This window comes from Hymenobacter elongatus (assembly GCF_004745955.1).
GTDB classification, from domain to species: Bacteria; Bacteroidota; Bacteroidia; order Cytophagales; family Hymenobacteraceae; genus Hymenobacter; species Hymenobacter elongatus.
In genome coordinates, this window is sequence record NZ_SRLD01000007.1 from 110,885 (window position 1) to 131,476 (window position 20,592).

The 20,592-nt window shown below is 60.5% G+C and carries 20 protein-coding genes; 11 read left to right on the plus strand and 9 right to left on the minus strand.

The genetic code is table 11. The annotated features are described in order from the left end of the window. The first annotated feature begins 107 nt into the window (after window positions 1–107). The gene (locus E5J99_RS05510; protein ID WP_135496720.1) at window positions 108–509 is read left to right on the plus strand and encodes a hypothetical protein; all 402 of its coding nucleotides are present in this window, start codon (window positions 108–110) and stop codon (window positions 507–509) included. A gap of 151 nt (window positions 510–660) precedes the next feature. Here the strand turns inward: E5J99_RS05510 and ctlX are convergent, their stop codons facing one another. The 4 genes from ctlX to E5J99_RS05530 all read right to left on the minus strand — a co-directional run bounded on the left by ctlX (window position 661) and on the right by E5J99_RS05530 (window position 4,296). Further along, the gene (gene ctlX / locus E5J99_RS05515) at window positions 661–1,608 is read right to left on the minus strand and encodes a citrulline utilization hydrolase CtlX (RefSeq protein ID WP_135496721.1); all 948 of its coding nucleotides are present in this window, start codon (window positions 1,606–1,608) and stop codon (window positions 661–663) included. Window positions 1,609–1,745: 137 nt separating this feature from the next. Continuing rightward, window positions 1,746–2,174 carry a BLUF domain-containing protein gene (locus E5J99_RS05520; RefSeq protein WP_135496722.1) on the minus strand — a complete coding sequence of 143 codons (429 nt, stop codon included), beginning with the start codon at window positions 2,172–2,174 and terminating at the stop codon, window positions 1,746–1,748. A gap of 122 nt (window positions 2,175–2,296) precedes the next feature. Then, on the minus strand, window positions 2,297–2,965 hold the full coding sequence (locus E5J99_RS05525) for a class I SAM-dependent methyltransferase (RefSeq protein WP_135496723.1): 669 nt from the start codon (window positions 2,963–2,965) through the stop codon (window positions 2,297–2,299). Between the two features lie 527 nt (window positions 2,966–3,492). Then, entirely contained in the window at window positions 3,493–4,296 is an 804-nt protein-coding gene (locus tag E5J99_RS05530; RefSeq protein ID WP_135496724.1) for a hypothetical protein, read from the minus strand. A 257-nt stretch (window positions 4,297–4,553) separates the two neighbouring features. Between E5J99_RS05530 and E5J99_RS05535 the strand changes: the two genes are divergently transcribed. From E5J99_RS05535 to E5J99_RS05550, 4 genes are all read left to right on the plus strand, one after another. Continuing rightward, window positions 4,554–5,504, plus strand: a complete 951-nt coding sequence (locus tag E5J99_RS05535) for an NmrA family NAD(P)-binding protein (RefSeq protein ID WP_135496725.1) — start codon at window positions 4,554–4,556, stop codon at window positions 5,502–5,504. A gap of 420 nt (window positions 5,505–5,924) precedes the next feature. Continuing rightward, on the plus strand, window positions 5,925–6,800 hold the full coding sequence (locus tag E5J99_RS05540) for a helix-turn-helix transcriptional regulator (RefSeq protein WP_135496726.1): 876 nt from the start codon (window positions 5,925–5,927) through the stop codon (window positions 6,798–6,800). A 736-nt stretch (window positions 6,801–7,536) separates the two neighbouring features. Continuing rightward, entirely contained in the window at window positions 7,537–8,442 is a 906-nt protein-coding gene (locus E5J99_RS05545; RefSeq protein ID WP_135496727.1) for an NmrA family NAD(P)-binding protein, read from the plus strand. Beyond that, window positions 8,439–9,350, plus strand: a complete 912-nt coding sequence (locus E5J99_RS05550) for an alpha/beta fold hydrolase (protein WP_135496728.1) — start codon at window positions 8,439–8,441, stop codon at window positions 9,348–9,350. The genes E5J99_RS05545 and E5J99_RS05550 overlap by 4 nt, the downstream gene beginning before the upstream one ends. A gap of 370 nt (window positions 9,351–9,720) precedes the next feature. On the opposite strand, the gene E5J99_RS05555 is transcribed toward E5J99_RS05550, so the two are convergent. From E5J99_RS05555 to hutU, 5 genes are all read right to left on the minus strand, one after another. Beyond that, window positions 9,721–10,149: a hypothetical protein gene (locus E5J99_RS05555; protein WP_135496729.1), complete on the minus strand. Its 429-nt coding sequence runs from the start codon at window positions 10,147–10,149 to the stop codon at window positions 9,721–9,723. A 246-nt stretch (window positions 10,150–10,395) separates the two neighbouring features. Beyond that, window positions 10,396–10,818: a hypothetical protein gene (locus E5J99_RS05560; RefSeq protein ID WP_135496730.1), complete on the minus strand. Its 423-nt coding sequence runs from the start codon at window positions 10,816–10,818 to the stop codon at window positions 10,396–10,398. 343 nt (window positions 10,819–11,161) lie between these two features. Continuing rightward, window positions 11,162–12,343, minus strand: coding sequence for an aminopeptidase (locus tag E5J99_RS05565; protein ID WP_245318727.1), 1,182 nt, complete (start codon window positions 12,341–12,343; stop codon window positions 11,162–11,164). A 547-nt stretch (window positions 12,344–12,890) separates the two neighbouring features. Beyond that, a complete protein-coding gene (locus E5J99_RS05570) occupies window positions 12,891–13,904 on the minus strand; it encodes a hypothetical protein (protein ID WP_135496732.1) in 1,014 nt (337 codons plus the stop codon). A 66-nt stretch (window positions 13,905–13,970) separates the two neighbouring features. Then, the gene (gene hutU, locus E5J99_RS05575; RefSeq protein WP_210114407.1) at window positions 13,971–15,734 is read right to left on the minus strand and encodes a urocanate hydratase; all 1,764 of its coding nucleotides are present in this window, start codon (window positions 15,732–15,734) and stop codon (window positions 13,971–13,973) included. 664 nt (window positions 15,735–16,398) lie between these two features. On the opposite strand from hutU, the gene E5J99_RS05580 reads away from it, so the two are divergent. The 6 genes from E5J99_RS05580 to E5J99_RS05605 all read left to right on the plus strand — a co-directional run. Further along, the gene (locus tag E5J99_RS05580; protein ID WP_135496733.1) at window positions 16,399–16,587 is read left to right on the plus strand and encodes a class I SAM-dependent methyltransferase; all 189 of its coding nucleotides are present in this window, start codon (window positions 16,399–16,401) and stop codon (window positions 16,585–16,587) included. A gap of 92 nt (window positions 16,588–16,679) precedes the next feature. Next, entirely contained in the window at window positions 16,680–17,357 is a 678-nt protein-coding gene (locus E5J99_RS05585; RefSeq protein WP_135496734.1) for a DUF2975 domain-containing protein, read from the plus strand. Between the two features lie 3 nt (window positions 17,358–17,360). Continuing rightward, a complete protein-coding gene (locus tag E5J99_RS05590) occupies window positions 17,361–17,591 on the plus strand; it encodes a helix-turn-helix domain-containing protein (protein ID WP_135496735.1) in 231 nt (76 codons plus the stop codon). Between the two features lie 97 nt (window positions 17,592–17,688). Next, window positions 17,689–19,083 (plus strand): serine hydrolase, encoded by a 1,395-nt coding sequence (locus E5J99_RS05595; RefSeq protein WP_135496736.1) that lies wholly within the window; start codon window positions 17,689–17,691, stop codon window positions 19,081–19,083. Between the two features lie 60 nt (window positions 19,084–19,143). After that, entirely contained in the window at window positions 19,144–20,196 is a 1,053-nt protein-coding gene (locus E5J99_RS05600; RefSeq protein ID WP_135496737.1) for an MBL fold metallo-hydrolase, read from the plus strand. Between the two features lie 119 nt (window positions 20,197–20,315). Further along, window positions 20,316–20,592, plus strand: a 277-nt coding sequence (locus tag E5J99_RS05605; protein ID WP_135496738.1) for a transposase, incomplete at its 3' end; no start/stop codon positions are given.

Below are 20,592 nucleotides of genomic sequence, written 5' to 3' on the forward strand. Positions count from 1 at the left end.
GTTGGACGTTGACCAAAAGAAGAGCAGCAAGTAATTATAAAAGCGCCGCTTGTCAATCGAAGCTCAACGCTAGCCGTATACCGATTTTGCGCTCCTTTACCGCCCTCATGAACCACCCCTTACCAGCCCGCGAGTTTCTGAGTTTGAGCTACCGGGCCGACGTTTGCTTCATCGTCAACCGCATTCTACGGCCCCTGACCGTCATCGAAATTCAAGAAGCCTATACGCTGATGCTGGATGCGGCCAGCCACTACGGCTGCCAGCACTGGCTCGTCGATCTGCGCCGCTATACTACCTACCGCCCGCAGCTGATGAGCAGTTTTTTTCCGCAGCCCGGCGACCAGCCTGGTTCCCTGACCTATCTGGCCTATCTGGTGGCCCCGGCCCTGCTGCATGAAATGGAGGGAAACGGCGATGTTCCTTCCCCCGACTCCTACGAGGGCCGGGCCTACCGGGCTCACATTTTTGTGGATGAGCTGGCCGCCTACGACTGGCTGAGCCACACCTGATTTCAACGCTTATTTTCTGGCGAACCAACCCGTAAGCAGCGCCGATTCCGTCAGTCTGCCTCTGGCGTCTGCGCAGTCGAAACATCTTGCGCGCAGAAGCCATCAGACTACCATACCACGCGAGATGCGGTGCGCCGCACGACAGGCATAGTTACACCAACGCCGCTCCCTCCTTTTTCGGGGGCAGCAGCACCTCGGCCAGCATGCAGCGGGCACTGCCGCCCCCGATGGTTTCGATGGTGGGAATGGGCAGCGGCACCAGCTCGCAGTAGCGCTCCAGCACCTGGCGCTGCCCCAACGTGAGGGCCTCCCACGCCCGCTGCGACAGTACCAGCAATTCGGCACCCGTGGCAGCGCGCAACGCGAGCATATTGCCGGCAAATTGCGCGACCTGCCCCAGCGAAATGGCCACGATTTCGTACCCCGTAGTCGTTAGCGCCGCCACCACGGCGGCCCGCTCGGTGCCAGCAGTAATGCTCTCCAGACACACCACCGCAAACCGCTCGCCCAGGCCCATCATCACGTTGGTGTGGTAAATTTCCTGGTGCTGCTGGTCGTAGGAGTGAAAAACGACCGGCCGGTAGCCCAGCGTTTCGGCCACTTTCGCCACCAGCGCGGCATCGGTGCGCACCGAGATGCTGGCATAGGCCAGGCGGTGCGCATGGTCGAAGATGAGGCTGCCCGTGCCTTCCAGAAACCGCCCCTGCTGCTCGTAGGGCGACCAGTCCAGGACTTCGGCGAGCATAAACTGCTGCTCCAGGCTGGCCAGGATATCAGCCCGCCGCTCAGGGCGGCGGTTGGGAGCACACATGGGGTAGAGCAGCACCCGGCCATCGGGGTGCATCGTAAGCCAGTTGTTGGGGAAAACGGCATCGGGCTTGGCGGGCTCCGGCGTATCGTCGAACACCAGCACCCGCAGGCCTTTGGCCCGTAGCGTGGCGGCCACGTTGTCGAACTCGGCAAAGGCCTGGGCTTGTATCTGGGCTTCGGTCAGCCCCGCCAGTGTTTGCTGAAAATGGTTGGAGGCCGCCGTTTCAGCATTGAAAGCAAAACGAGCGGGCCGCACGAGGAAAACGGTACTGGCAGACGGCAACGACATACACGGGCGAACAAGTAAGGCCGCAAGTAGGGCAAAGCGAGGCTGCCAAACAATGTGCCTCCCACCCTACGCGGCGCGCCGGCAGCGCCGAGCTCGAAACCTATGCCGGAGGCTGCCCCCAGGGCCGGCAGCACGCGCTACAGCCGGGCGCCGTCGGTTACTACAAATGACTTGAGCAGATACATCATTTCCTCATCGATAGACGGCAAATGAGCATTCAGGAAGTGGGAGCGGTAGGGGTCGATATAGCCCGTGAGGCGTATAAAATCCTCCCCTGACAACGCCTGAAAACCCATCGACCAATCCATGAAGATTCGGTTCTGTACGGGGCCATCGGATAGCACACACACGCGGGTATGCCGGTGGTCGGCCTGAATTCTGGCGTACATAGTCTGTACCACGTCGGCCTCTCCTTCCAGCACCTGCAAAAAATTACCGTTGCCATAGAGCAGCAGCCCCGTGATGCCCAGGCGGCTATTGTTGGCCCGCGCCTGCTGGAGTATGAATCGCAGGGCCGCATTGGTTGGCAGCCCTATTGCACAGCTCTGATAGACGATATGGTGCATGTTAGCAGGATCAAGCGTAGAATCCGGACACGCGTAGTCGCCTACCTGGGGCGCAGCGTTGATACTACTGTGGCTATCAAAACCAATATAGCGAATCGCCCCTCGGCAAACAAGCTGCACCGTCAGTGCCCGGCAGGAGCTTTGTGCACGCGCCCGACTACGGCAAAGAGCGGATCGGAGCGGCCAGGCCGGGGGCTGCGGTCGAGCAGCTCGATGCGGTGCCAGCCGCCCGCCGCCTGCAGATACTGCCGTACCAGCGCCAAGTGGCCCGCGTCGTCGAGCGCATGCCAGGCGGCTACGGCTTTGCTGGGGAAGCAGCGGTTGGAAAAGGTGATGACCAGCGGCGCAGCGGAGCGCAGCACGCGGGCCAGCTCGCGCAGCACGGCCACGGGCTGGGTCAGGTAGTCGATGGAAACGCAGATAGCCGCCCCGTCGAAGGTGTCATCGTCGAAAGGCAGGCTGGGCTGCTGGTTCAGGTCCTGCACCACGCAGGCGGCCAGCCGGGGGTTGGCGCGCAGCTCGGCTTCGTTCATGCCCAGACCCACCACCCGCTCGTAGGGCACCTCCGGCGGCAGGTGGCTCACCCAGCTGCTCATCAGGTCGAGCAGCGTGCCGTGGGCCGGAAAATACTCGCGGTAGAGCTGGGTAACGGCGGCAATAGCCGCGTCGTCGATGTGGGTAACGAAGCGGGGCTGCTGGTAGAACTCCGCGTCGGGACTTTCGTCCTGCCGCCGAAAAATATGCGCCGGTAAAAGCGGCGTAGAAGCAGAGTCAGATGTGTCGGGAGTCATACAGAAGCAGCTACTGGTTCACATGCGGCCAGTCGGGCGACTGGCCATCTGCTTTGCAACCCCGCTGGGGCGCCAGAGTTCTGATTTTGTTCTTTGCCATTGGCAGAAGGTCGAATTACCATTTTAGAACAAATTTCAGGTCGGTGTACGGCATGTAGCGACGCGACCCTTCGCGTCTCGGCGTTGAACGATGCGGGAACATTAAACGGCGCGAACAGCAGACGCGAAGGGTCGCGTCTCTACACCCCTACAGCAACCCAAGAACCGCTCTAGAACCTCGCGGCCAACTTTGAATACCGAAAAGCACCGGAAAGCCTTGTTAAGCAAGCTATTCAGGAAGTCTAACGTCATGCTTGATCTGGCGTCCGCTTATCGAAGCATGACGCAAACGGGGGTTTCGCCAATTCCCAAACACACCCTACACAACATAAAAGCGCTGTAGCCACGCGAAGAGGTGGTCCCATCCGGTAGTAGGTCAGGCGGGCGCCTCATCAAAACCAGGCTAACCAGGTTTCACGCTGCCCGCGCTACCGGCCGGAGCGCAGGGCATCTTGGCGCATCCAGCCGGTGGTCGTTACGTTTTCCCAGTTGGTAAACGTGACGTACACGGCATCTCCGCTGGCTTCGCCCACCCGCACTTTGTCGCCCCGCACGCAATGCGCTCTGCGCGGTTGGGTTAGGTCGGCAGAAGAATAGAAATAGGATTTGGCAACCTGCACCACGGCTAGTCCGGAGCCTCTGGCACCCGGAGCGGCCTTGCTGGCGGGCAACTCGGAAGCAGGCTCGGCTGCCGGGCGGTAGTCGGCTTCCGGAGCTACCGGCCCGCTGGGCGGGCGCACGGCCGGGCTGGGGCGGCGGCTACCAGCTACGGCACCGGCCGTTTTGCTCAACTCACCGGCCCTGAGCCACCCCACCACCGTCTGGCCGGCGGGGTTCACGAACCGGGTTTTCACGAAGCCACTGCGTTCCTCCTCGCCGTGGAGTACGTCGCCGCGCAGCAGGTAGCGGCCGTTGGGTTTCGCAGCCTGGGGCGCGTCAAAGAAATAAGCGGTTTCGACCACCACCCGGTAGCGGCTCCCCGCGCCGGCCGCGCCGCTGGCAACTTCGGGCGCAGCAACGCCGGCTGTTTCATCGGCGGCGGGGGCTGAGGCTTCGGAAGCAGCGGGCTGCCGCACCCGCAGCTCCGAATTCTGGCGCGACTTCTCGTCGGAGCAGGCGCTGAGCCAGAGTACAGCGGTGCCCAGCAGCACTAGATGCGGCAGGGTGCGCCGCCTGGCTCCCGCGCTTACGGGCAGGAACAGGCTTACTTTCGGGGGAAGTTGATTGCTCATCGGCGTATCAGTTGTGGGGCCACGCGCAGTGCCGGCCTATACTGCGTACGTAAGCAAAGACAGCTCCGGCGATAGTGACGTAGCACATAGCTGCTCCATGCGGCACCCATCAGACGCGCTTTTTTGTTGAGTGGCCATAACTTTCCTCGAAGCTGCATGGTAGTAGCACCTCCCGGCAACGGGCGAGGCAGGCACCTCTCTCATTGCCAGCCGATGCACTCCAGCTCAACAGCACCCAGACTCACCACGCAAGGTCTATGACTCCAGCAGCACCAGAACAACCGACCAGCACGTCCCCTACCGCTGCTCCCGGGCAGGCTACCATTGTTTTGGCCGGTGCCACCGGTGCTCTGGGTCTGCTCATTGCGCACCACCTACGCAAACGAGGAGCTACGGTGCGGGCCCTGGTGCGGCCGGCCGCCAGTGCCAAAGCCGAGGCGGATTCGCTACGGCTGCAGGGCGTGGAAGTGGTGGCCGTGGAGTATAGCAACGCGGCGGAGCTGACAAAAGCCTGCGCCGGCGCGACCTGCGTAGTCTCGGCCTTGTCGGGGCTGCGGGCGGTGATTGTGGAAGCGCAGACCCAGCTGCTGGAAGCGGCCGTGGCCGCTGGCGTGCCGCGCTTTATTCCCTCCGACTTCTCCGCCGACTTCACCCGGCTGCCCGAGGGTTCCAACCGCAACTTCGACCTGCGTCGCGAGTTTGCCCGCCGGCTCGATCAGACGCCCATCCAAGCCACGTCCATCTTCAATGGCATGTTTGCGGACCTACTCACGGGGCAGGCACCGGTGGTGTTGGCGGGCCCGCGCCGGGTGCTCTACTGGGGCAGCGCCGACCAGCCGCTGGACTTCACCACGATGGTAAACACCGCCGAGTTCACCGCTGCCGCTGCCCTCGATGCCACCACGCCCCGCTACCTGTGCGTGGCTGGCGAAGTAGCCAGCATCCGTGGGGTACAGGCTGCGGCCCAAGCCGCTACGGGCCAGCAATACAAGCTATTCCGGGCCGGCAGCCTGGGGTTCCTCGGCACCATGATTAAGGTAACCAAGACCCTGATGCCGGCCACAAACGAGGTATTTCCGCCGTGGCAGGGCATGCAATACCTCCACAACATGCTCAGCGGCCAAGCCAAGCTTCCCACGCTGGACAATACCCGGTATCCGGAAATCAGGTGGACGCCGGTGCGGGAAGTATTGGCTACGAACAAGTAGCGGCACCTGGCTGGTTCTTTCCCACTCCAGCAGGCGGGCCGCGCTGCTTGCTGCCGCAGACTGGCACCAACTGCTTGTATCTATCAACCAAAAAAGTGCCGGCCGGATCATCCGGACGGCATTTTTTGGTTGAAGCTGTTTAAAAAGTCTGTCGCACGTCATGCTTGATCTGGCGTCCGCGCAGCCGAAGCATCTCGCGTGCAATGGTAAGTTGAGTAGTACTGCACGCGAGATGCTTCGACAAGCGGACGCCAGATCAAGCATGACGTGCGACAGACTTTTTAAACAGCTTCACGAATAGCGTAGCAAGTATAAGCACAGAATGACTTGGTAGCTGCTGGCACAACTATGCGCAGCGTTACGAAAAACAGGAGCCCGGCCAGCTGAACATTCCGGCGCTGGCCGGGCTACCTCCTTCTTATGCCCGCTCCCATGAACCACCCCAGCACTTCCGAGATGTACGGCCGCCCGGCACTGGAAACCAGTGCCGGCCAAGCGTGGCCAGGGCTACGACTAGAGCGCTACCAACTGGAAGCCATGGCGTTGCCGGCGCACTTTCACGCGCAGCACCTGCTCATCCTCCACCAGGGAGCCCAGCCCGTGCGCTCGAGCCGCCGGAGCGGGAGCCGACTGGAAGAAGACGTGTTCCGCGCCGGCGACGCGGGCCTGTATCCCGGCGGCGAATACGGCCCCTTGGCCTGGAACGGGCCGGCCGACGTCATTCATGTGCACGTAGACGCCCCGGCGCTGGAAACCCGCGCCCGCCAGGGCCTCGACCTGGCGCACTTCGCCCTGCGCGACCGGTTCCGATTCGAAGATGGGCTGCTGAACCAGCTGGGGCGGCAGCTGCTGATGGCGGCTAGCGGCCAGCACGCGCTGGGACGGCTCTACGTGGAGTCGCTGGCCAACGCCTTGAGCTACCACCTCATTGAGCACCATGCCACCTACGAGCGCCGCATTGCGGGCACTGGCTCCTCGCTGCCCGCCCCGGTACTGGCCCGCATCGATGCCTACCTGGAAGCTGCCGCCGAGCAGACCGTCACGCTGGAAATACTGGCCGGCCTAGCCAATTTGAGCGTGTTTCACTTCGCCCGCCGCTTCAAGCACACTACTGGCCTCTCGCCCTACCAATATGTATTGGGGTGGAAAATCAGGCGGGCCCAACAGCTGCTGCGCGCCGGCGACTTGCCTCTAGCCAGCATCAGCGACGCGCTGGGCTTTGCTTCGCCCACGCACTTTTCGGCCGCCTTCAAGCGGGCTGTAGGCCTGAGCCCCCGGCAGTTTCAGCGGGGCTAACTATAAGAGTCGGCAAAAGCGGGTTTGGGATTTTACTTTTCGTGTCATGCTTGATTTGGCGTCCGCTTGGCGAAGCATCTCTACTGCCAAACTAGAGCAAATTTCAGGTCGGTGTACGGCATGTAGCGACGCGACCCTTCGCGTCTCGGCGTTGAACGATGCGGGAACATTAAACGGCGCGAACAGCAGACGCGAAGGGTCGCGTCTCTACACCCCTACAGCAACCCAAGAACCGCTCTAAGTCTGATTACTACTGCGGTAGAGATGCTTCGACAAGCTCAGCATGACGGAATCGATTTATTTAAATATTCCCAAACACGCTCTTAGCGCGATTTCGCGGTCTGTGGATGCTGTACCGCGCAGTGTTACTGCGCGACACCCGGCACGAGCCGACGGTGGCCGTCCGCAATGCCGCGCGAAGGCAACCTTCGCGGTACCCAGAGGCGGCACGCTGAACCCGGAACCGTCCCTGGTATCAGCGCAACGCGAGCTGTCTCGCGCTCCGCCCTTGCGGCACAGAATGCTCGACAGGACGTTCGGACAAGGTTAAATACCCCAAAAGTGCTGCTACTCACATCGCCTGGCTCATCCGTTAGTGCCCGCCCGACTGGCAGAACAGCAAGAATTTGACAGAACAACGCAAGAATCGGAAGGGCGGCCGGGTAGAGGATGCGGAAGTTTGTATCACGCAACAAGGCCGCGCAAAAGCGGCCATCCTGTACTCAACCCAACCGATATGAACACGACCATTTTAGTAGCCGGCGGCACCGGAAACCTCGGCCACCGCATCATCACGGCACTCCTCCGGCGCGGGGCCACCGTGCGGGCCGTAGTGCGCCCCGGATCCGACCCCGCCAAAGTAGACGAGCTAAGCAGCCTCGGCGTGGATGTGCGGCGCGTTGACATGGCCGACGTGGCGGCGCTTACCCAGGCCTGTGCCGACGTAGCCTGCGTGGTATCGGCCCTGGCCGGCTTGCGCGACGTTATCGTGGACGGCCAGTCGGTGCTGCTGGCGGCGGCCGTGGCGGCCGGCGTGCCCCGCTTCATTCCCTCCGACTTTGCCAGCGACTACACCCAGCAGGCCCCCGGCGAGAACCGCAACTTCGACCTGCGCCGCGAGTTTCAGCAGCGTCTCGATCAGGCCTCCATCGGGGCCACGTCCATCCTCAACGGGGGCTTTGCCGAGCTGCTGACCTACAACATTCCGCTGCTCGATTTCAAGAAGCAGCAGGTCGGCTACTGGGAAGATGCCGACTGGCGCATCGATTTCACGACCATGGACGACACGGCCGCCTACACCGCCGCCGCCGCCCTCGACGCGGCCACGCCCCGCTTTCTGCGCATTGCCAGCTTCCAGAGTAGCCCCCAGGAGCTGGCGGCCGTGGCCGAAGAGGCCGGAAAAGGTCATTTTGAAGTGGTGAAGCTGGGCTCCCGGGCTGATTTGGCCCGCCATATTCAGCACGCCCGCGCGGCCAATCCTGCCGGCGAGCAGGACCTCTACGCCAACTGGCAGCAGATGCAGTACATGCTGAGCATGTTCAGCGTGCAGAACAACCCGCTCGACAACCACCGCTACCCCGACCTGACCTGGACCAGCGCCGCCGGGCTATTAGGCCCCAACGCCCAAAGCCCAGCCAAGTGAAAACCCCAGATCCTTACTCCGACGAGGAGCTGCTCCGGAAGCTGCCGGGTTTCACCAACCACTACGCCACCGTCAATAGCGTGCAGCTGCACTACGTGGAAGGTGGCAGCGGGCAGCCGCTGATTTGCCTGCCCGGCTGGCCCCAAACCTGGTATTCCTACCACCCCATAGCGCCGGTGCCGGCCAAAAAGTACCGCGTCATTATCGTGGATATCCGAGGCATGGGCAGCTCCGACAAGCCGGTGGCGGGCTACGACAAGAAAACCATGGCCCGGGACATGTATGAGCTGCTGCAACACCTGGGTCTGCACAAAGTATCCGTGCTGGGGCACGACATCGGCGGCATGGTCGCCCTCAGCTTTGCGTTCAACTATCCGGCAGCCACCGACAAGCTCATCGTGGCCGATGGCTCGCACCCGAGCGAGGGAATGATGCACATGCCGATGCTGCCGGCCGCCGGCTCGTTTGCCGGAAAAATGGACGGCAATATGCCCTACGTGTGGTGGATGGCCTTTAACCAGGTCAAAGACCTGCCCGAGAAGCTGCTGGAAGGAAGGTTTCAGCACCTGCTGGACTGGCTCTTTGAGTACGTGATACTGGATGCCAGCCGCATGTCGGCCTTCGACCGGGCCGTGTATGCGTCCGTCTACAACAAGGCCGAGAACATCAGGGCCTCCAACGCCTGGTACCAAGCCTTTGCCCAGGACATGGAAGATGCTGCAACGTATCCGGTCCTGACCATGCCGGTCTTAGGCATTGGCAGCTACGTGTCCTACGAAAATATCAGGCAGGGCTTGCCCTTTGTGGCACCACACGCCCAGGTAGTCGGCATTTTAGATAGTGGCCACTATCTGTTTGAGGAAAAGCCCGCCCAGGTGCTGGAGGCGGTGCTGGGCTTCCTACAATAAGCTCCCATTGAGAAGGCAGCAGTAGTCTGGTGCAGCGCCTGCCGCGCTGGCCGCAGTATCTCTACCGCCGGAGCAACTGGATTGCCAGAGCACGCGCAATGCCTCGGGAAGCTTTGCCGGACGAAAACGACGTTTTTGTGCGGCTCAGACTTGCTCGATAGTGGTGTTGCTGAAGCGGGTGCGTACTGGAGGCCCAGGCAATGAAAACCAACAGCCCCGCCGAAAAATGTCAGCGGGGCTGTTGGTTTTAATAAGCAATTACCGCCCCCATAACCGGATCGGCCTTGTTGGATACCGCTCTACTGCCTGAGCCTGACCAGCGCGAATGTAAGGTCGGGGGGGCTCTCGGTCTGAAGTAGCCTTTAAAGCCCTAGGAGCACTCCTCGACCGTAACCCAGGGCCGGAGCGCTTCCAGCACCCGGTCGCTGCTAAACTGCACGCTGAGGGCCTCGCCGTGGCAGTCGATGGTAGTGCTGTAGGTGGTGGACCAGAGAAACTTCTGCCCCCGAACCGGCCCGAAAGCCGACCAGGGAATAACCAGCGGCGGGTGGCCAATAAACAAAATAGCCCAGGTGGTCAGCACCAGGCCCTCGGGGGCAATTCCGGCAGTAGCAGCGTTTTTATAGCTCACAACGCCAATGCTGAAGTAGGTCATGAGTATGCTAGTGGCAACAGTGGGCTTCTCACTCACGGCATACTGCTTCGCCAAGTGGCCCCAGCCCATCCGGGAAAGCATGGTGCTTATCAGCCCAATAAAGGCTACGACTACGGGAATAAACAACAGCGGTAACCAAGGCACAAGTGGATGCATGCCCCAAAATACGCTGTCAACGAGTGCGGGTTGGAATGTGGGCAGCGGGGTTGGACTTGCGGAACAGACCAACGGCAACCCGACGCAAGTCTGCCTTTTGGGCAAGTTGGTAGTGGATGCCGCTTCGTTTTGGGCAGCTAAGCCTGCTTGGGACAAAAAGCGCTGCTCCTCGCCGGTAGCGAGGCATAATTGACATTTCCACCGCCGGCCCCAAACCGGCACGAACCGACTGACTTAGAGTCGCGCAACCGGCACTACCGGCCGGGGACCGAGGGCCAGGCGCAGGCTGAACAGCGCCAGCAGCAGCGTCATCGGGGTAAACACGGCCTTCTCCACGGCATTGGTCGAGAGCAGGTTACCGACGGTGTTCAGCAGAAACAGGCCCGCCATAAGCCAGAGCGCACCCCGAAGCACCCCCGCACCAACTGCTGCTTTCCAGTGGCCGACCCACACCGCTACCACCCCAAACATCAGCGCGTTCAAGGCTATGGATACGGTTTCGAAAACCAGCATCTGCGAGTGGGTTTGCAGGCGCCCGCCCCACACTATGCCAAAGGGAATGATGCCCGTGATAACCAGACCGTGAAATAGCACTACCAGGGCAAAAATGACCAGCAGGATGGTAGCGGCCAGGCGTTCGGAGAACAGCAGTTTCATGGTGGAGAAAGGGCAACAGGAGGAAGACCAAGAAGATGTTGGTACTCGCTCGCAGGGCAGCCAAGAGTGCCCTGCAAGCTACGAAATACGCAATTCAGGCGCAAACCCGGCCGGGCGTCTGGGCTGGCGCAGGGCGGGACACTGGAAACGAAGCCTCCCCCCGAAACCGCTCTGATTTTCCTTAAGCGGCACAGCAACGACTTACCACTGGCGCGGCAGTGAGGGTACAACCTCCACGGTAAGGTGAGCCACGAGCGACAAGCTCGCGCCAGATTGGGCCGGAGTGGTGCTGACTAGTCACGCGGCACCGATGCCTGGCGGCAATTGAGTATGCCGGGCCGGATCATTTACGGGCCTTCTTACGCATGGGCGTGGCACTGGCCATGGACGAGGACACGAGCTGGCCATTTCGCACAATTGCCTTGCCGTCTATTTCTACCGTAGCGTTGGCAATTGCAAATGAGTAGCCCCCGGCCGACTTGTTCTGGCCACCCTGTAATTCATTGTCGCCAATGCCCAGATAGACCATGCCCGCGGCGGTGCTTGGGTTGTAGCCCTTGTCTTCCTGGGGCTTCATCACTGGGTTCAGACCGATGGAAAAGGTGCTGATCTGCATAGCCGCGGCGTCGTAGGCCCCCATCCACTGCTGGAAGGTTTCAGCGCCCGCATCGGCCCGTACGTTGGTCAGCTTGCCGCCTTGCAGGTCGGCTTTGAAGCCCTTCAGGGGCTTACCAGTCAGCGTGCCGGTGGCCGCGGCCAGCGTGCCCGTGGCCGATGTTTCGTCCACGCTCCCGTAGATCAACCCACCGGGCAGGCGGGCCGTGCGGTTATACACAAGCTTTTCCTGCTGATCGGTGGCCGACACCACGCCGTCGTCGGCGAATACCGGACGCGCGCCCAGCTGCAGGGTCAGGTCGGTGCCCGAGGGCGAAGTAACGCGCATTTTCTTACCCGCCGACAGGACCTGTTTCAGCTGCTGCGCCTGCGCCGCCACGGCCGCATAGTCGGTACCGATGCCGGCCCAGACCATCTGCTCGTAGCCGGCAAAATCCAGCTGCTGATTAGCGGCGAAGCTCTTGCTGGGGTAGCTCACGAACACGCCCCGCAGCTTGCTGGCGTCAAGCTTCTGGGTGAATCCGCTCTCGGCATTGACCTGGGCAAACTTCGCATTGCGGGCCGGGCTCATGCCGTCCATCACGGCGCGGGAGTCTTCGTTTTGGGGCAGCGAAATCAGTACATCGGCCTGCAGCATCCAGTTGTTGCTTTTCTCCGGCATAATCGCCGCCTCCGGCATTTCCATGTTGATCGTCCGCTCCACTTTGTCGGTGGTCATCATCATTGTCGGCTGACCACCCGTGCGGGCTACTTCCACGGCCACGGCCTCCATCAAGGGCAGCGTGTGCTTGCCGCCGGTGATGATGACGGCATCCCCCGCCTTCACCCCGGCCGACGTGTTGACAATCTGCTTGGCCATCTGCTCGTAATTCTGCCCGCACACCGGGCCCGCTGCCAGCAGCAAACCCATCAAACAACCTGTTAATACATCACGGCTTCCCATTGCAGTAGGGTTGAAGGTGAAAAATTAGCCGTTCAAGACAGCCACTCGCAGCTGGCCTCCCCGAACGGCTATGGGCCCCAACTGTCCAGCAGCAAAGCGTTATGTCGCCCTGAGCTATATAACAAGTTAAATATTATATATAGTAAAAACATTATAGCAAGGACAGCTTCTTTTGCCCCCCCGCTGGAGATGCCCATGGGGTTTTCGCCCCGGAACCCGTTAGAACAGTGTATGGACCGGTGCGGATGATTTGCGCCTGTGACGCGGCGCCAGTAGATCACGCGTCCCCGACGCCCGCCCGCCGGAACGAAAAGCGCCACCCCGGTTTCCTGAGGCGGCGCGGTATCGGTTTGCTGGTGGCGCGGCAGTGGAATTACAGCCTCCACATCAGGGCTGGTCACGAGCTACCAGCTCGCGCCAGTTGTGGGGATAAGCAGCGGGTTACCGCTGACGCAGGATTTGAGATACAACCTTTGCTGCAGTATCAAGCACAAGTTCACGTCAGATTATAGCCTCAGAAGGAAACGGCAGCCTTCTCTAAATTCAGATCTTTAGGGGCCATTGCTAGCACATACAGTGCATTATCTATACAATCTTTCGCACTATAATTCGTAGCTATATAAATAGTCCTGCCTTTATATTTAGCCTGAATACTTGATACTTTGATAGGCTTCTCTAAATAAAATAAACTTCTAGTTTTCCCAGCTTTATCAGAAAGAGGCAGCGATATATCAAGGTTATTAGCAAGAATAAACTTGCAAGACTCCACCAAAATATCTTTCCATATTTTGATGGATAACACACTACCATCAGGCAGCTTCAATAGCGTGGGTTTCTGACCATTTTCTAACTTTAGGCCCTTGATTTTTGCCAGTTCTATAAAGGGCGGCGATTGAGTTTCATTCGACGAACCCTTGATGTTTTTTATTTGGCTCTTTACATTGTTAGATGACTTCATAAAAGCGCCATCTACTTTATCTAATATTTGACTTGTGCTGTCAATACTATCTTTATAGCTATAACCATTTAAATAGCTAGAATAGCCACAATGTGCAGCATCCAATAATTGAATAAACTGGACTGCACTTTGCAGCAATGTTGTTTCAGATAGACAAAAACTAAACGACTCAATGGCGCCTTTATTAAGATTAGTGTAACAATGCCAGTTAATACCGTCTGTTATAAATACGGTTTGCACTTTAAACCCCAATGCATAGCCTAACACTTTGCTTACATATCCATGTTTTTCCAAATTCTCGCCCAGGCATTTTGCTTCAATAACAATTTGAGGTGTACCTGAAGAATCGAATAATAAGTAATCTACCCGTAAGTCCCCTCCAATGGTCTTCTCAGGCTCAACCATTCTTACATTACTTGTATCCCAGCCAAATGCCCTTAAAACCGGATCAATCAAAGCTGCTCTAGTCGCCGCTTCATTCTTCTTTAACAACGCTGAATCAGCAGCAGCGCTTCTACAAACAGTTTGCAACACTCCGCAAAGAGTAGCAAGAGGACTTATTACAGACATTATATGATCCCGGTTAACCTATTGAGAAAAATATTGATTGTGACTGCACACCCGATTTAAGATATTTTACTTCAGCCCCGGAATCTTCACGCCCCGTTCCCGCGCTACCTGCTGAGCAATTTCATAGCCTGCGTCGGCGTGGCGCAGAACGCCCATGCCGGGGTCAGTAGTCAGCACGCGCTTGAGGCGTTCGGCTTTTTCGGGGGTTCCTGTCGCTACTATCACCATGCCGGAGTGGGTGGAGTTGCCGATGCCCACGCCGCCGCCGTTGTGCAGAGATACCCAGTCGGCGCCGCTGGCGCAGTTGGCCAAGGCGTTGAGCAGGGGCCAGTCGGCTACGGCGTCGGAGCCGTCCTTCATGCCTTCGGTTTCGCGGTTGGGCGAGGCCACCGAGCCGCAGTCGAGGTGGTCGCGGCCGATGACGATGGGGGCCGACACTTCGCCCCGGGCCACGAGGTCGTTGATGACCAGGCCGAACTTCTCCCGCTCGCCGTAGCCGAGCCAGCACACGCGGGCGGGCAAGCCGATGAAGGGCACTTTGGCCTGGGCTTTTTCAATCCAGCGGGCCAGCATCTTGTTGTCGGGGAAGGTTTCGAGCAGGGCGCGGTCGATGCGCAGAATATCCTGCGGGTCGCCGGAGAGGGCGCACCAGCGAAAAGGGCCTTTGCCTTCGCAGAACAGCGGGCGAATATAGGCGGGCACGAAGCCGGGGTAGAGAAACTGGCCGGTTGAGTCGCGCACTGTGAGGCCACCTTTCTCGGCCTGGCCGCGCAGATTATTGCCGTAGTCGAGGGCAATGCTACCTTGGGTTTGCATGTCCAGAATGGCCTGGCAGTGCTTTACGATAGACGCCAAGGCCTGGCGCTTGAACTCCTCGGGATTGGCGGCGCGCAGGGCCAGCACGTCGTTCACGTCGCCTTCGGGCAGGTAGTCCAGCAGGTCGTGGGCCGAAGTCTGGTCCGTTACGATGTCGGCGTTGAAACCGTGCGCCAGCAGCTCGGGCAGCACCGTGGCGGCATTGCCGGTGAGGCCCACCGACCAGCCTTTGCCTTCGGCCTTGTACTGCTGGCACAGCTCCAGCGCATGACTCAGGTCGCGGGCCTGCTCATCGAGGTAGCCTTCGCGCACCTTCTGCTTCACCCGCTCGTCGATGGGCTCGATGACGAGGCACACGCCGTCATTCATGGTTACGGCCAGGGGCTGGGCCCCGCTCATGCCCCCGAGGCCCGCCGTAACGGTGACGGTGCCGGCCAGGGTGCCGTTGAAGTGCTTGTCGGCAATGGCGGCGAAGGTTTCGTAGGTACCCTGCAAGATGCCCTGGGTGGCGATATAAATCCAGGAGCCGGCCGTCATCTGGCCGTACATCATCAGGCCCAATTTATCGAGCTCATCGAAATACTCCTGGGTGCTCCAGGCAGGCACGAGGTTGCTGTTGGCAATGAGCACGCGCGGGGCGTGGGCCCAGGTGCGCAGCACGCCTACCGCCTTGCCGCTCTGCACGAGCATGGTTTCGTCGGGCTCCAGGTTTTTGAGGGTGCGCACAATGGTTTGGTACTCCTTCCAGTTGCGGGCGGCGCGGCCGGCCCCGCCGTATACAATCAGCTCGTCGTAGACCAGACTCACGGCCGGGTCGAGGTTGTTTTCCAGCATGCGCAGGGCGGCTTCGGCTTCCCAGGTTTTGCAGCGCAGCGTGGTGCCGTGCGCGGCCTTCACCGTTTCCTCGGGCTGGTACTCATAGTACATTGGGCGCTTGCTGGGCTGGGCCGGCGCGGCCGATTGGCTGGTGGCTTCGAGGTTGAGCTCGGGGGTGTCGAGGGCGGAGTGCGGCATGGCGGGGCGGAAAAATGGAGTTGGGGGGAAGGGCGAAGATATTAGTTTTCCGCAGTGCCCGGGCCGCGGGCCAGGGGTGGGGCTACAGGGGTGGTTGGCGGTGAATTCAGCCATTTTACCCGACAATCATGTTTTCACTCCGCCATTTGCTGATGCCCCCGCTGGAAATCAATTCACAGATTCATATTCCTGTGGGAGAATCTGTGTGGGAAGTCGGTCTAATCAATTCGAAATCTCATGCGCATCTGACCTTCGCCAGACTTCCCGGAGCAGATTTCAGGTTGGTGTATGGGCTGAAGCAGTAGCACGGACGTTGTAGTTCGCGTGTCTGAACGAGTTGCCCCAACGAGTATCGCTCTGGTAGGCGAACTACAACGCTCGCGCTACGATACGGCAACCTGCGAACCGCTTTCAGCAGCTCCGAAGATAAAGCCACGCCTGTCAAATTGAGTGAGGCACCATTTATCTGGATTTTCTGCGGCAGCACAAGATTCACCCGCCCCTGGAATGCGGCTTTGCCCGCGCCCACTGGGCCTTGCCCATCATATCGGCCACCGGTGCCCCGCACATTGCCATCGACCCGTTTCAGAAGCACTGCGGCAATTGGGGCCTGAAAAACGGGGAGCAGCTGAACCCGAGCCAGTAGCGCCCCTTCTCCCACAATGTGCTGCCCCGACTGGTGAAGGACGGCCGCCGCTTCGACTTCATTGTCATCGACGGCAACCATACGCTCGACGGCGTGCTGGTAGACTTCTCCTACCCCGACCTGCTGCTCAATGACGGCCACTACATCCTGTTCCACGGCAGGTTTTACTCCCGGCCGGGCAGGCAGGCTGCAAGCGTTCGGCAATAAATATTTTCCTAAAAACAGATAAAATTTATTGTTTATCAATAAATATCCTTTCCTTTGATTCACTCATTCGTTCACCCGTTTCCCCCATCATCATGAGTCCGCTAACTACCCGACAACGCTACACCAACCTGGTCATCACGGCGCTGCGCTACATATTCCTGTTGGTGAGCGTCGCGGCCACCATTGCCTTCATCTACTACCTCTACCTGGCTTTGTTCGACCCGAAACAGCCAGCCGATGTGGTTACCCTGAATGTGCGCCAGAATACTATGCCCTGGGATGGCGCGCCGCTGCGGACCGCCGAATTGCAGGTAGCCAACGGGAACCCAACGCAACTGGTGCAGCAGGCCACTACCAGCCGGCTGGTGTACCGCGAGCCCAACGCGGTCCGGCGCTTCGTGCTGCGGCTGATGAACTCGCAGCCCCAACCGGTCCCCTACGTGCTGGCGACGCTGCTGTTCTGCATCCTGCTCTACCGGATTCTGCGCGACATCCGGCCCGGAATACCCTTCACGCCGGCCAACGTGCAGCGGCTGCGCTGGCTGGGCCTGCTGTTCGCCGCCTGCGACCTGTATAAGCTGACAGCAACCTGGTGGATGCGCCAGCACCTGGCGCAGCTGGTGCCCAACCTGGCCGCCAACCTGGTGCCCGACACGCACTTCAACTCCTCGCTGGTAGCTAATTGGCTGATTGGCCTGATGCTGCTTATCATCGCGGCGGGGTATGAGCGGGGCGTGGAACTGACGGAGGAAGCTGAACTAACCGTCTGAATCATGGCAATCATCGTCCGACTTGATGTGATGCTGGCCCGGCGCAAGATGTCGCTCAGCACCCTGGCTGCCGCCGTGGATATTACCCTGGCCAATCTGTCTATTCTGAAAAGCGACAAGGCCAAGGCCATCCGCTTCACTACCCTGGAAGCCATCTGCCAGGCCCTGCAGTGCCAGCCCGGCGACCTGCTCGAATACGTGCCCGACGACAGCCCGCCGCCGCCGGCCGGCTAGCCTTTTTCCTTGCTCTACTGACTTACTCACGCTCTGCCGAAAACCGGCAGCCGGCTCTTTATTGCCCATTTTTCTCACCTTTTTTATCGCCATAATCATGTTACAGCGCCTCTCTTCCTCCCTTTTCCTGCTGGGCCTGCTCGGGCTCTCCTTTACCAGCCCAGCCCAGCACAAGACCAAGACCAAGACCAAGACCAAGCAGTTCGACGCGGTAGTCGGTCAATATGCCAAGGCCGGGCAGTTCAACGGCACCGTGCTGGTGGCCGAGCACGGCAAGGTGGTGTTCAGCAAGGGCTACGGCCTGGCCAACCGCGAGTGGAGCCAGCCCAACGCCGCCGATACCAGGTTCCGCATCGGCTCCCTCACCAAGCAGTTCACGGCCATGCTGGTGATGCAGCTGGTGGAAAAAGGCCAGCTGAAGCTCGACGCCCCCATCAGCACCTATCTGCCCGACTACCCCAAGCCCGGCGGCGACCGAATCACGCTGCACCACCTGCTCACGCATACCGCCGGCATCCCGAACTACACGGCCCAGCCCGCCTTTAAAGCGGCCAGCATTCAGCCGGCCACGCCGACGGCCTTCGTGAGCAGCTTTGCCACGCTGCCGCTGGAGTTTGAGCCCGGTGCCGCCTACCACTACTCCAACTCGGGCTACTTCCTGCTGGGCACCATCATCGAGAAGGTAACCGGCAAGCCCTACGCCCAGGTGCTGAGCGAGCAGATTTTGCAGCCCCTGCGCATGCAGAACACCGGCTACGACCTGCCCGGCACCGTGCTGCCCAAGCGCGCCGCCGGCTACGCCCGCAGCGGGCAGGAGTATGCCAACACCCCCTATATCGACATGAGTGTGCCCTACGCGGCCGGCGCGCTCTACTCCACCGTGCAGGACCTCTACAAGTGGGACCAGGCGCTCTACACCACTCAGCTACTGTCGGAAGCGGGTAAGACGACGATGTTCGAGCCGGTGAAGAACGGCTACGGCTACGGCTGGATTACGACCAAAGGCGTGATGGATAAGGATACGGTGAGCCTGCTCTGGCACAACGGCCGCGTCAACGGCTTCGGGGCCAACCTGATGCGTGCCCCCAAGGACCGCAACCTGGTGGTGCTGCTCGACAACGAAGGCGGCGCGCACGTGGAGGATATGACGATGGATCTGATGCGCGTGCTCTACGGCCGCCCCGCCACGGGCCCCAAAGCCGCGCCGGCCGCGCCCAAGGCCATTGCCGTGAGTGCCGCCACGCTCAGCACGTACACGGGTAAATACGCCCTGGCTCCTACCTTCATCCTGACCGTGACGACGGACAACGGCCAGCTCTACGCCCAAGCCACCGGGCAGCCGCGCTTCACGCTGGTACCCACGGCCCCCGACCGCTTCACGGTAGCTTCCATTCAGGCCGAGTTGGAATTCGTGAAAAACGCTGGCGGCGCAGTGGAGAAAGTAATCCTGAACCAGGGCGGCCAACACTCGCCGGGCGCGAAAGTGGAATAATGTGCACCCCGGCGTGCTACTTGCGCGTAAGCACTAGCTCCAACCAATGTTACCGAAGCTATGAAACAAGTTGCCAAGGGCGTCTACCAGCTCACGATCCAACGCTTTGTTAATCTGTATATCGTCGAAACCGGCAAATCGGGCGAGTGGGTGCTGGTCGATACCGGCTTGCCGGGCGCGGCCCAGGATATCATTGCCGCCGCCGATGCGCTGTTCTATCCCGGCACGCATCCGGAAGCCATTATTCTAACCCACGGCCACATGGACCACGCCGGCAACGCCCGCGAGCTGGCCGAGCACTGGAAGGTGCCAGTGGTGGCGCACGCGCTGGAAATGCCGTTTCTGACGGGCAAAGCCGTGTATCCACCCGCCGACCCCACGGTAGACAAAGGCGGCTCTCTGGCCTTCGTAGCCCGGTTTTTCCCGCCTCAGTCATTTCAGTTCTCCGATATTGCCCAGGCGCTGCCCCACGACGCGGAGGAGCCGCCCTACCTGCCCGGCTGGCGCGTGCTGCACGTGCCCGGCCACGCCCCCGGCCAGATTGCCCTGTTCCGCGAGTCGGACCGCACGCTGCTGGGCGGCGACGCCTTCGCCACGGCCAACCACGAGTCGGTGCCTAGTCTGCTGCTGATGCTGCCCAAAATCAGCGTAGCCGGCGCGCCCTTCAACTACAACTGGCAGCAGGTGCGCGAGTCGGTGGAAAAGCTGGCGGCCCTGCTGCCCCAGGCCATCGGCTGCGGACACGGCCCCGTTATTCAGGGCGCGGCGGCGGCTGAAGGGCTGTCGGCGCTGGCGAATAACTTCCCCATGCCCACCCACGGCCGCTACGTGCTGGAGCCCGCCCGCACCGACGAGAATGGCGTGGTCTATATTCCCGTAGCGCCCATCGACACGCTGCCCACCCGGGCCGCCATGATTGGCGCGGGCGTAGCGCTGGCCGTAACGGCGGCCGCTATTTTCTCGGGCCGTAAAAAGCAACACTCCAAAGCTGCCCGGCAGGCTGCTTATGAGGATGACGACTACACCACCGGCTACGGCACGCGGGAAGACGGCACCGTGGTAGGGCCCGGCCCAAGCCGCCCGGAGTGGCGCAAAGGTGGCGTGGGCGACTAGGCGCGTGGACAGTAATCGAAAAAGTAGTGCTGAATGCTTGTTGAACGTCCTGCCTGATCTGGCGTCCACAGATTAAGCCTGACACTAAGAGCCTATCCAAATAGGCATTATTTTCGGGTATGGCAACGACTCAAGAATTCATCATTTCCGATGCCTTGTGGGAGCGTCTGCGGCCGCTGCTGCCGGTGCATACCCCGAAGGCTCATCCCCTTGGCTGCCATCGGCCGCGGGTGCCAGACCGCGACGCGCTGAACGCCATTTTCTTTGTACTGCGCACGGGCTGCCAATGGAAGGCCCTGGATGCGACGGGCTTGTGCAAGGGCTCCACGGCGCACAGCCGGTTTCAAGCGTGGGTGCAGGCCGGCGTCTTTGCCCGGCTCTGGGACGAAGCCTTGC

Bases quoted from the DNA above. Each gene is read 5' to 3' on its own strand.
- E5J99_RS05525 (WP_135496723.1), bottom strand. From the start codon at position 2,965: ATGACTCCCGACACATCTGACTCTGCTTCTACGCCGCTTTTACCGGCG.
- E5J99_RS05570 (WP_135496732.1), bottom strand. From the start codon at position 13,904: ATGTCTGTAATAAGTCCTCTTGCTACTCTTTGCGGAGTGTTGCAAACT.
- E5J99_RS05520 (WP_135496722.1), bottom strand. From the start codon at position 2,174: ATGCACCATATCGTCTATCAGAGCTGTGCAATAGGGCTGCCAACCAAT.
- E5J99_RS05530 (WP_135496724.1), bottom strand. From the start codon at position 4,296: ATGAGCAATCAACTTCCCCCGAAAGTAAGCCTGTTCCTGCCCGTAAGC.
- E5J99_RS05540 (WP_135496726.1), top strand. From the start codon at position 5,925: ATGCCCGCTCCCATGAACCACCCCAGCACTTCCGAGATGTACGGCCGC.
- E5J99_RS05590 (WP_135496735.1), top strand. From the start codon at position 17,361: ATGGCAATCATCGTCCGACTTGATGTGATGCTGGCCCGGCGCAAGATG.
- ctlX (WP_135496721.1), bottom strand. From the start codon at position 1,608: ATGTCGTTGCCGTCTGCCAGTACCGTTTTCCTCGTGCGGCCCGCTCGT.
- E5J99_RS05545 (WP_135496727.1), top strand. From the start codon at position 7,537: ATGAACACGACCATTTTAGTAGCCGGCGGCACCGGAAACCTCGGCCAC.
- E5J99_RS05585 (WP_135496734.1), top strand. From the start codon at position 16,680: ATGAGTCCGCTAACTACCCGACAACGCTACACCAACCTGGTCATCACG.
- E5J99_RS05560 (WP_135496730.1), bottom strand. From the start codon at position 10,818: ATGAAACTGCTGTTCTCCGAACGCCTGGCCGCTACCATCCTGCTGGTC.
- E5J99_RS05565 (WP_245318727.1), bottom strand. From the start codon at position 12,343: ATGGGTTTGCTGCTGGCAGCGGGCCCGGTGTGCGGGCAGAATTACGAG.
- E5J99_RS05535 (WP_135496725.1), top strand. From the start codon at position 4,554: ATGACTCCAGCAGCACCAGAACAACCGACCAGCACGTCCCCTACCGCT.
- hutU (WP_210114407.1), bottom strand. From the start codon at position 15,734: ATGCCGCACTCCGCCCTCGACACCCCCGAGCTCAACCTCGAAGCCACC.
- E5J99_RS05510 (WP_135496720.1), top strand. From the start codon at position 108: ATGAACCACCCCTTACCAGCCCGCGAGTTTCTGAGTTTGAGCTACCGG.
- E5J99_RS05600 (WP_135496737.1), top strand. From the start codon at position 19,144: ATGAAACAAGTTGCCAAGGGCGTCTACCAGCTCACGATCCAACGCTTT.
- E5J99_RS05595 (WP_135496736.1), top strand. From the start codon at position 17,689: ATGTTACAGCGCCTCTCTTCCTCCCTTTTCCTGCTGGGCCTGCTCGGG.